This is a genomic window from Moorena sp. SIO3E8 (assembly GCF_010692445.1).
GTDB classification, from domain to species: Bacteria; Cyanobacteriota; Cyanobacteriia; order Cyanobacteriales; family Coleofasciculaceae; genus Moorena; species Moorena bouillonii.
On the sequence record NZ_JAAHHM010000191.1, the window covers coordinates 1 to 9,900 of the forward strand.

Sequence of the window (9,900 nt, forward strand, 5' to 3'; positions counted from 1 at the left end):
CTTTGTATCTTGATGGTATTCCTTTAATGAAACGACTCTTTCAAGCTTGTTGCTCTACTAATGCTCCTCCTACTCTTGCTATACCTGTCTAAACCTTATTCTTTGTCTTTTTAAAAGAGCCGCACCCAAACCATATCAGCCAAAAATAAGGGCTTAGACTGGGAGAAACAGCCGATACCGTTTAAAGACTACAAAGTTGGGACTAACTTTGACTTAAAACCATACTTCTCACAAGACCGGGAGCAGTTTACCTCTGAACCGAGTAGAACTTGGTGGCGGCTGTCCCAGTTACTACTGTGTAGTTATGGTTTGACGGCTAGGGTGGAGACCATGGGAGCACCACTTTATCTGAGGGCAGCTCCCTCTGCTGGTGGCTTATACCCAGCTGAAGTTTATTTGATTTCCCGTGGTACTCCTGTATTACCAGCAGGACTGTACAACTATCAGTGTCTGAGCCATTCTCTAGTTCATTTTTGGCAGAGTGACGTTTGGAGTACACTGCAAGAGGCTTGCTTCTGGCACCCAGTTTTGGAGAGTACAGAACTGGCTATTGTAATTACAGCGGTATTTTATCGCTCTGCCTGGCGCTATGAAGACCGGGCATACCGCAGGATTTTTCTCGACACTGGTCATCTGCTCGGTAACATTGAGTTGGCTGGCGCTCTGAGTGATTACCGACCTCACCTCATTGGTGGATTTGCCGATGAAAAAGTTAATGAACTGCTTTATCTAGACCTGGAACAAGAAGGAGCGATCGCAGTAATTCCCCTGGCCGATCAGCTTAAAGTTGAACAAAACTTGCCCATCGCCCCAACTGTGTTGCCATCTCCTACTGAGGTTAATTACCCAGACATTCCAGATGGGGAATTATTGGGGTATTTGCACCGCGCTACGGAAATTAAAGAGGGTGGTGATTGGAAGGCTAAGGATAAGACTTCAAAGAGTACAGAAATTGACGAGCAGTTAGAAGACAAGTACAACTTTCCGTTTTGTGATAAAGTTTCAACGGCTACAAACCCCATAGATTGGGGGGAGTTAACCAAGTCAGGTAATGCTCCGAAAGCATGTTTAGATACTATTCTAAAACGACGCTCTACCCGAGCTTATAGTGCAGCTAATCTGACCTTGGAGGAGCTAAAAGCTCTTTTGGATTTTACCTACCAACCTCAGCATTACATTGAACAGGGGTTAGATGGAACACCAGATTATTTTGATTTAAGTTTAATCGAAACATTTATAGCAGTATCTGGGGTTAATGATCTAGAAGAAGGCTGCTATTATTACGCCCCTAACGCTCAAGAATTGCGGCAAATTCGCTTTAAAAACTTCCGGAAGGAATTGCATTTTCTCTGTTTAGGGCAAGATTTGGGTCGAGATGCCAGAGCAGTGGTGTTCCACACCGCAGACTTACAAAAAGCAGTGGCTAGATTAGGCGATCGCGCTTACCGTTACTTGCACATGGATGCTGGTCATCTAGGACAGCGGCTGAATCTAGCAGCTATTTACTTGGGTTTAGGAGTAAGTGGTATTGGTGGCTTCTTTGATGACCAGGTCAATGAAGTTTTGGGTATCCCTGTTGATGAAGCGGTTGTTTATATTACAACTTTGGGGCGTCCTAGAACACGTCTTTGAGGAGTAGGGAGTAGGGAGTAGGGAGTAGGGAGTAGGGAGTAGGGAGTAGGGAGGTGGGGAGGTGGGGAGGTGGGGAGATGGGGAGGTGGGGAGATGGGGAGATGGGGAGAATTTTATTATTCTTTATCAAGGGTCATGGGCATCAGGCGTGGAATGGGCATCTTGCCCGTTATCAATATTTTCATTCTCAAGTAGAATGGGCATCTTGCCCGTTCCTGGTGGGGTAACTAATACCAGTTTTCAAAAGTAGCGTCATACTTACAATAAAAACATGACCATATACATTGGCTTTCGCAATCTGTATGTATGTCATGACTTTTTATTTTTGGTATAAGTTGAATGTACCTCATTACTGTTGAAAAACTCTATACCTCTCTTCTGTCAGTCTCCGATGACTCTCGATTCCCGATTCCCGATTCCCGATTCCCCACTCCCGTTTTTAAACAGAAAACCCCAACTCGATAGCTGGGGTTTCTCAGAAGGAATCAAATTTGTCAAAAAAGTCTCAAAAGAGGTCGGTCAGTGCGGTGGCGTGGTAACCGAAGACCCAGAATTAGCCAGGGTTTCCGGTCAATTTATTGCTGCTAATCGACCGCCCACCAATAAAAAAGACTTTTGACAATTGGTCGATGTTTTGCTAATTTAATCAGCGAAAAGCTGATTGATCGCGCTAAACAAAACTTCAACTTCTCCTTTTTTATTTCATTTATTTTTTTAGAATCGAATCTAGATCGAATCTATATCTTCCATGATAATCATAATCATACCGTGGTGCCGTGAAATATGGTGGCCGCCCATAACCCGATTGAGCTCGTCGTCAGACAACTGTAGGAGGTCGGTTTCTTGGCTTGGTCTGGTTTCTAGATCTAGGATCTTGATCTTTTCTTTCATGCTATCTCTCCAAATCAGCTTGGTGTAATCTGTGCTCTGTGGCAAGAATAAAATCGGATAAAAAGAGAAGTCAAGGCTTTTTTCACATTTTTATTTCTATATAAGATTTTTTTTATTTTTAAGCAGGTGTAATTTAAAAAAGGTGTAGTTTAAATTGGATAGGAAAAGACGTCAATACTTTTTTCACATTTTTTTTTGAGTTACGCATTTTATTAAGCCTGTGTAAAGCCTGTGTAATTTCAGCAATTTTTTTAGTGAAGTAGGTGCCACTTTATGGCAGATTTTATTTACATCAAAAGCTTACCAATTAAGGGTTACAGCGATTTAGTAAGCCTTCACAATTAGCCTTAAAGGGTTAAACCAAAGTCAGAGTAGGTAACAATAGGGGAATCGGGAATCGGCAGTCGGGAATCGGGAGTGGGGAGATGGGGAGTGGGGAGATGGGGAGATGGGGAGATGGGGAGATAGGGATAATTTTTGTGTTGTATAAATGGAAGATGATTTTAATAATTTTGTAGAATGGGCATCTTGCCCGTGATCAATATTTGTAGAATGGGCATCTTGCCCGTTATCAAGATTTTCCCTTCCCGATTCTGTCAGTTTCCAATGACTCCCGATTCCCGATTCCCGATTCCCCACTCCCGTCTTTAAACAGAAAACCCCAACTAGGTGCCACGCTTTGTAGTAGGTTCCTAGCTGGGGTTTCTCAGAAGGAATCACATTTTTCAAAAAAGTCTTACAAGGGCAAGAGGTCGGTGGCGTGCCAGGTAGAAGACCCGGTCGTAGCCAGGGTTTCCCGTCAATTAAGACGTGCTAATCGACCGCCCATCGCCGATAAAAAAGACTTTTGACATAACGGAGAAAGATGTTTTGCGTTTGCTACAAAATACTACGCCAAAAATCGACGCCACAACTCCTGACGCACACCAAGCTTCCCTATCTGAATCGACTTGTTCACAAGAAAACTCAATCGTGGAAATTCTACAACAGAATGTCCGCCTTTTACCTTTTTTTCCTCCTCGTATGACAACTTTATTAGGAGGTCGGTTTCTTGGCTTGGTCTGGTTTCTAGATCGTTGATCTGGATCAAATATTTCATGTACATCAAATCAGCTTAGTGTAATCTGTGATCTGTAACAATAGTCAAATATCAGAGGAAGATAAGTCAAGGTTTTTTTTACGTTTTTTGAGAATTTTATGGAAAATTGGTAATCACTTTTTTTATTTTTTTTCTTAAATTTTAAGCAAAGTATTACAGTATTTTAGTATTTTTAAAAAAGTTAAGTAAAGTAATAAATAATTTTATCTATTATTCTATTTAATAGATGATTTTTTTACAAAAGTTAAGCAATAAATAATTTCATATATTATTCTATTTAATAGATTCAGAGTAGGTAACAATTAATAGGTGCTTTATACGGGAATCGGGAATCGGGAGTCGGGAGATGGGGAGATGGGGAGATGGGGAGATGGGGAGAATTATTGTGTTGTATAAATTGAGGATGATTTTAATAGTTTGGTGGAATGGAAATCTTGCCCGTGATCAATATTTGTAGAATGGGCATCTTGCCCGTTATCAATATTTTCGCTTCCCGATTCTGTCAGTTTCCAATGACTCCCGATTCCCGATTCCCGATTCCCGATTCCCCTCTTTAAACAGAAAACCCCAACTAGGTGCCACCCTTTGTAGCAGGCTCTACCGCTGGGGTTTCTCAGAAGGAATCAAATTTGTCAAAAAAGTCTCATCAAAAAAAGAGGTCGGTGCAGTGCGGGGTAACCGAAGACCCAGAATTAGCAAGGGTTTCCCGTCAGTTTATTGCTGCTAATCGACCGCCCATCGCCGATAAAAAAGACTTTTGACGCTTTGGTCGATGTTTTGCTAATTTAATCAGGGAAAAGCTCACCTACCCCCTTCCTAGGATCAACACCATGCCTCATAACAAGTGCACAAAATATGCTTTCCATGCAAATATATGCACCCCCCTATCACCCGATTGAGCTCGTCGGACGACAACTTTTGGAGGTCGGTTTCTTGGCTTGGTCTGGTTTCTAGATCTAGGATCTTGATCTTTTCTTTCATGCTATTGCTTTTCAATCCAAATCAGCTTGTAATCTGTGCTCTGTGACAAGAGTAAAATATCAGAGGAAGAGAAGTCAATGCTTTTTTCTCATTTTTTTGCCTACTTAAGCATTTTTTATAGTTAAGCATTTTTTGAGTTTTAAGGAAGTGAAATTTATTTTTTTAGTTAAGCATGTGCCACTTAATGGCACATCTTATTCAACTCAAAATTTTGTCAGTCTTCAAACATAAAACCCCAACTAGGTGCCACTTAGGTAGCAAGCTCCTAGCTGGGGTTTCTTTTACGGAATCAAATTTGTCAAAAAAGTCTCATTTGGGCAAGAGGTCGGCGGCGTGCTAACCGAAGACCCAAAATTGGCCAGGGTTTCCGGTCAATAAATTGGCTGCTAATCGACCGCCTATCACCGATAAAAAAGACTTTTGAGTAATGGTCGATGTTTTGCTATGCTAGGCGTCTAAGTCGTCGTTAGGGCAGATGTAACACACCCCCCCTCCCCTAAAACTAACACTAAAAAAATTATAATTATATTGAAATCGATATCCTCCTCCCACGACTTTGTTGAGGTCGTCCAGTGAAAACTCGTTGAGGTCGGTTTCTGGGCTTGGCCTTGTTTCTAGATCTTGGATATGGATTTTTTCTTTCATATAAACTCCATCAGCTTAGTGTAATCTGTGCTCTGTGGCAAGAATAAAATCGGATAAAAAGAGAAGTCAAGGCTTTTTTCACATTTTTCTTTAGTTAAGCAAAAGCAGGTGTAATTTCAGCAATTTTTTAAGTTATAATGGTGCCACTTTATGGCACATATTAGTTACATCAAAGCCATACAATGTAAGGTTTACAGCGATTCAATCAGCCTTCAAAATTAGCTCAGTAAGGGGTAGACAATAGTCAGATTAGGTAACAATTACTAGGTATTTTAAACAGGGGTATCGAATCATATAAGGGTGACACTAAAGTCAGATTAAGTAACAATTACTAGGGGGTTAATGGAACAGGTAAAGGTGAAATTAGGGAACAATTACTAGGGGCTTAATAAGGGAATCGGGAGTCGGGAATCGGGAATCGGGAATCCGGAGTCGGGAAATCGGGAATCGGGAGTCGGGATGCGATCGCATAGAGTTGGGAATCGGAAGTCGGGAAATCGGGAGAGAGATTAGAGATTATGGATGCGATCGCGTTCGCGTTCGCGAAGCGTGACCAAAGGTCAAGCGTGACCAAAGGTCAAGCGTGACCAAAGGTCAATCGCATAGAGTCGGGAGTGGGGAATCGGGAGTCGGGAGTCGGGAATCGGGAAATCAAGAGAATCTCTAGCCTTGAAACAATAGTCACACCCAAGCCGTAATAGCTTGGGTGTCGCTTTTTATATGTCTGCCAGGCATTTTATATAGCGCTATACATAAACGGTTTGACATTGATACAAGCAGCAAAAGCTGTTCTAGTCAACAGTTGGCAGTTGGCAATTCCCGATTCCCGATTCCCGATTCCCGATTCGCGATTCCCGATTCCCGATTCCCGATTCCCGATTCGCGATTCCCGATTCCCGATTCCCGATTCGCGATTCCCGATTCGCGATTCCCGATTCCCGATTCCCGATTCCCAAAATGTAAACTTTGTTTTCGCTATGTTACATTAATTTTAATACTTTCTTAAGCATTCTTACCTAGAGGATTAATCAACTACATGGCGGAACCAACCCATCTGGCTGAGCTTGAGCAGGGTCTAAAACTCTGGAATCAATGGAGAGACAATCATCCCACACTAATCCCTGACCTGATGGAGGTAGACCTGAGTGGGCAAAACCTCAATGGTTTCAATCTCTTTCAAGCGGAGCTAATGGGAGCTAACTTGAGTGGGTCATTGCTGATTTATACTGACCTGACTGAGGCTTGTGTAGTTGGGGCAACATTTGATAAAGCTATTCTTCGTCACGCTTACTTGAATCGAGCCAAGCTTACCCGTACATCCTTCCAAAGAGCAGACCTGACTATGACATCTTTGGAAGAGGCTAACCTAATTAGGGTTAACTTTTCTCTGGCAGACCTTGAGGGAGCTAATTTGTATAGAACTAACCTGATTGCTGTGAATTTCACTAAAGCCAATCTCAGTAGGGTCAACTTCACGGAGGCGGTGATGACTGGGGCTAATCTCAATGAAGCTAAGCTGATTGGTAGTAATTTTGATAAAGCTAACTTAACAGGAGCAGATCTGGTTAAGGCGAATCTGAAAGGGGCTAACCTTAGTCAAGCTAATCTTAGTTATTCCAATCTCAGAGAAGCTAACCTGAGTGAAACCAACCTCAGAAAAGCGAATCTTACTGGAGCTGATTTAACTCATGCCAACCTTCAGGGGGCTAATCTGATTGAAGCGGAACTTGATGGGGTGATATTGAATACGAGTATTTAGTTGGATGGGAATAGGGAGTAGGGAGTAGGGAGTAGGGAGCAGGGATTAGGGAGTAGGGAGTAGGGAATCGGGAATCGGGAATCGGGAATCGGGAGTAGGGAAGAAATAGGTGTGTCTACTTCATTAATAGTAAGCATTGAGTAGTCAGCAGTCAGCGGTCAGCAGTCAGCTGTCAGCGCTCAGGCAAAGGCTGACCGCTGATAGCACCTTAAGTAGCACCTCAAGTAGCCCATAGGCTGATAGCTGATAGCTGATAGCTGATAGCTGATAGCTAATAGCTGATGGCTGATAGCTGATAGCTTATAACTGATAACTGATAGCTGATATAGCACTACCCATTAAGATTAGGACATTACTAAACTCCGAAACTTAATCATAGCTTACTTCTGACTTCTGACTTCTGACTTCTCACTTGCGCGTAGCGCTATAACTGATAACTGATGGCTGATGGCTGATAGCTGATAGCTAATAGCTGATAGCTTACGCTTTAGTGCAGAAGTGCTTTATAAAAAATATTTCCATGGGCTTGTCGAGTCTTGATTAAGTCGGCTTTGATCGAGATATCCGCACTCACATTCTGCATAAATTGCTAATGATCAATTTTCAGCTGCCATGGTCTGATCGCGGCCATACCTCTGAATCTTCTGTGAAGAAAAAACACTGTAATGGTTCAATAGGTCAAATTAAAAAAATCAGACAGGGTGCTCTAGGTAGTTTCTTTGTGACTCTGTTTTGGGCAATTACCCCACCAGTTTTTGCCGCTGAGTATCTCACTCTACGCTTGGGGCCATTTGAGCAATCGGTTGCTATCACTGAATTAGAAAAGTTTGCTGAGACAGGGGAGTTATCACGAGCACTGCAACCCTATCGAGATATCCTCACGCCACAGATCCGGAAGATTTTGACCAATAGCCTCAAACTCAACCCTAAGACTACAGAAACCTTTATTAATGACCTGCTTCTTTCCAGCGATGGGGCACGGTTGTTGGACAGACTAGGGTTAGCACTCCCTGATAGTAGTTTAGAGCAATTAAAAGCTGCGCTGTTGTTAGGAGCAAGGCAAGTTAATGGTTTAAGTGTGCTGAGTTTTTTACGGGCTTATCCAGGAGAAAATATCACTTTGGATGCTTCGTCTGCTGTTGGCATTGCCCTACAGCTCAATGCTTCCTACTGGAAGAGTTTAGCAGTTGGTCCAATTTTAGAGCAAGATTTGGCTGTTGCGGACGCTGCCACCTTTCGCCCTAAATTTGACCCTGCTAGTATTGGTCCTCAATTGGTTAAACAGCGTAAACTAAGACTAAGAGACCAACAACGGCAACGTACTATTATTGTAGATCTATACTGGGCTGATGATACTACTGGACCTTTGGTAGTTCTCTCCCACGGATTTGCTGCAGACCGCAAATTTCTGAGATATTTAGCACGCCATCTAGCTTCCCATGGTCTTACGGTTGCTTCCCTAGAGCATCCTGGCAGCAACTTTACCAGGATTAACAACTTGTCAGCACCAGGTAAACTTGGGGATTTGTTACCTCCGGGGGAGTTTATTGACCGCCCCAAAGATGTCAGCTTTCTCCTGGATGAGTTGGCTGACATCAATGAGAAATATTCTACCATGCTTGGGAAACTGAATACTCAACAAGTTACAATTATTGGTCATTCATTGGGGGGCTACACGGCTTTAGCGTTGGCTGGGGGAAAACTAAATTTAGAGGAACTGCGACAGTTTTGTAAAAATCGCTCTCCTGTGGGCAGATCCCCAGCAGATTGGTTCCAATGTGCAGCGGCTGATTTACCAGAAGACGAGGTTAATCTTACTGATCAGCGAGTGGTGCAAGCGATCGCATTGAATAGCGTAACGGGGCGTTTGTTTGGTACTAAGGGTTTGCGTCAAGTTACTGTACCAACCTTAATGTTAACGGGTACCGAGGATGCCATTACACCAGCTCTAGACCATCAGTTACGGTCTTTTAATCAGTTGGGGGGTTCTAAGTATTTGATTAGCGCCATTGGTGGCACTCACCTCAGTGTGACTGACCCGAAAAATCTTAACGATGCGATCGCTAGAAGTACTTTAGTCAAAGAGGTGGTTGGGGACGATGCCCATAGCCTGCGGCAACTGGTCAAAGGTGTAAGTTTAGCGTTTATTAAGCAGCTAACTCCAGAAGCTCAACGCTATGAACCATTTTTAACCCCAGCCTACGCTCAATCTCTGTCAAGTCCCAAAATTTCCTTGCGTCTGAGTACAAAATTACCCGCAAGCATGGCGACTTGGTTTCAAGTTATATCCGTGGGAAATCAGCAGGTTGCTATCAACTTTAAGGACGTAAATTCTGGGTCTATCAGCTCAAGTCAATTCTATTTTTATCCTAACATTAAAATGATGACCCCGAATAGTTTTTGCATTGAACAGCTGAATCAATTGTTCACTAAACTTGTGAACAAGTATCGCGAAAAAGCAAGTCGTATCAGTTAAGTTTAATAGTTTTAGGGAGTAGGGAGTAGGGAGTAGGGAATAGGGAATAGGGAATAGGGAATAGGGAGTGTGGGGAGATGGGGAGATGGGGAGATGGGGAGATGGGGAGATGGGGAGATGGGGCGTCAGATCAGTAGACCTCTTGCATAAGTCTCATAAACCGTGGGTGTTGACAAGGCAAAAGGCATGCATACAAAAGGGATAGATTTTGATTTCATATTTATTTTTGCGCATAGGTCTAGTTTTCCCGATTCCCTACTCCCGATTCCCTACTCCCGATTCCCGATTCCCGATTCCCGATTCCCGATTCCCGATTCCCGATTCCCGATTCCCGATTCCCGATTCCCGATTCCCGATTCCCGATTCCTGATTCCCGATTCCCGATTCCCGATTCCCGTTTCCCGATTCCCGATTCCC

General features: G+C 43.1%; 10 protein-coding genes and 2 pseudogenes. 8 read left to right on the top strand and 4 right to left on the bottom strand.

Going from position 1 to position 9,900, the window contains the following annotated elements; genetic code table 11:
- Nucleotides 1-126 precede the first annotated feature (126 nt).
- A pseudogene (locus F6K46_RS35675) lies at nucleotides 127-1,632 on the top strand (SagB/ThcOx family dehydrogenase); the annotation flags it as partial.
- Here the strand turns inward: F6K46_RS35675 and F6K46_RS35680 are convergent.
- A complete protein-coding gene (locus F6K46_RS35680) occupies nucleotides 1,616-1,762 on the bottom strand; it encodes a hypothetical protein (RefSeq protein WP_293067208.1) in 147 nt (48 codons plus the stop codon). The pseudogene F6K46_RS35675 and the gene F6K46_RS35680 sit on opposite strands and share 17 nt — an antisense overlap.
- A gap of 225 nt (nucleotides 1,763-1,987) precedes the next feature.
- Here F6K46_RS35680 and F6K46_RS35685 point away from each other — a divergent pair, with 225 nt between their 5' ends.
- A complete protein-coding gene (locus tag F6K46_RS35685; RefSeq protein WP_293067211.1) occupies nucleotides 1,988-2,251 on the top strand; it encodes a hypothetical protein in 264 nt (87 codons plus the stop codon).
- Between the two features lie 638 nt (nucleotides 2,252-2,889).
- On the opposite strand, the gene F6K46_RS35690 is transcribed toward F6K46_RS35685, so the two are convergent.
- Nucleotides 2,890-3,252 carry a hypothetical protein gene (locus tag F6K46_RS35690; RefSeq protein WP_293067214.1) on the bottom strand — a complete coding sequence of 121 codons (363 nt, stop codon included), beginning with the start codon at nucleotides 3,250-3,252 and terminating at the stop codon, nucleotides 2,890-2,892.
- A 141-nt stretch (nucleotides 3,253-3,393) separates the two neighbouring features.
- Between F6K46_RS35690 and F6K46_RS35695 the strand changes: the two genes are divergently transcribed.
- Both F6K46_RS35695 and F6K46_RS35700 read left to right on the top strand, forming a co-directional pair.
- A complete protein-coding gene (locus tag F6K46_RS35695) occupies nucleotides 3,394-3,603 on the top strand; it encodes a hypothetical protein (protein WP_293117902.1) in 210 nt (69 codons plus the stop codon).
- A gap of 594 nt (nucleotides 3,604-4,197) precedes the next feature.
- Entirely contained in the window at nucleotides 4,198-4,383 is a 186-nt protein-coding gene (locus F6K46_RS35700) for a hypothetical protein (protein ID WP_293067217.1), read from the top strand.
- 1,250 nt (nucleotides 4,384-5,633) lie between these two features.
- Here F6K46_RS35700 and F6K46_RS35705 read toward each other — a convergent pair.
- Entirely contained in the window at nucleotides 5,634-5,822 is a 189-nt protein-coding gene (locus F6K46_RS35705; RefSeq protein WP_293067220.1) for a hypothetical protein, read from the bottom strand.
- Nucleotides 5,823-6,009: 187 nt separating this feature from the next.
- On the opposite strand from F6K46_RS35705, the gene F6K46_RS35710 reads away from it, so the two are divergent.
- Nucleotides 6,010-6,237 carry a hypothetical protein gene (locus tag F6K46_RS35710; RefSeq protein WP_293067223.1) on the top strand — a complete coding sequence of 76 codons (228 nt, stop codon included), beginning with the start codon at nucleotides 6,010-6,012 and terminating at the stop codon, nucleotides 6,235-6,237.
- Between the two features lie 47 nt (nucleotides 6,238-6,284).
- Entirely contained in the window at nucleotides 6,285-7,007 is a 723-nt protein-coding gene (locus F6K46_RS35715; RefSeq protein ID WP_293067226.1) for a pentapeptide repeat-containing protein, read from the top strand.
- On the opposite strand, the gene F6K46_RS35720 is transcribed toward F6K46_RS35715, so the two are convergent.
- Entirely contained in the window at nucleotides 7,004-7,144 is a 141-nt protein-coding gene (locus F6K46_RS35720; RefSeq protein ID WP_293067229.1) for a hypothetical protein, read from the bottom strand. The genes F6K46_RS35715 and F6K46_RS35720 overlap by 4 nt on opposite strands.
- 455 nt (nucleotides 7,145-7,599) lie before the next feature.
- Here F6K46_RS35720 and F6K46_RS35725 point away from each other — a divergent pair, with 455 nt between their 5' ends.
- Both F6K46_RS35725 and F6K46_RS35730 read left to right on the top strand, forming a co-directional pair.
- On the top strand, nucleotides 7,600-9,483 hold the full coding sequence (locus F6K46_RS35725) for an alpha/beta hydrolase (RefSeq protein ID WP_293067231.1): 1,884 nt from the start codon (nucleotides 7,600-7,602) through the stop codon (nucleotides 9,481-9,483).
- A gap of 186 nt (nucleotides 9,484-9,669) precedes the next feature.
- Nucleotides 9,670-9,900, top strand: a pseudogene (locus tag F6K46_RS35730) (hypothetical protein); the annotation flags it as partial.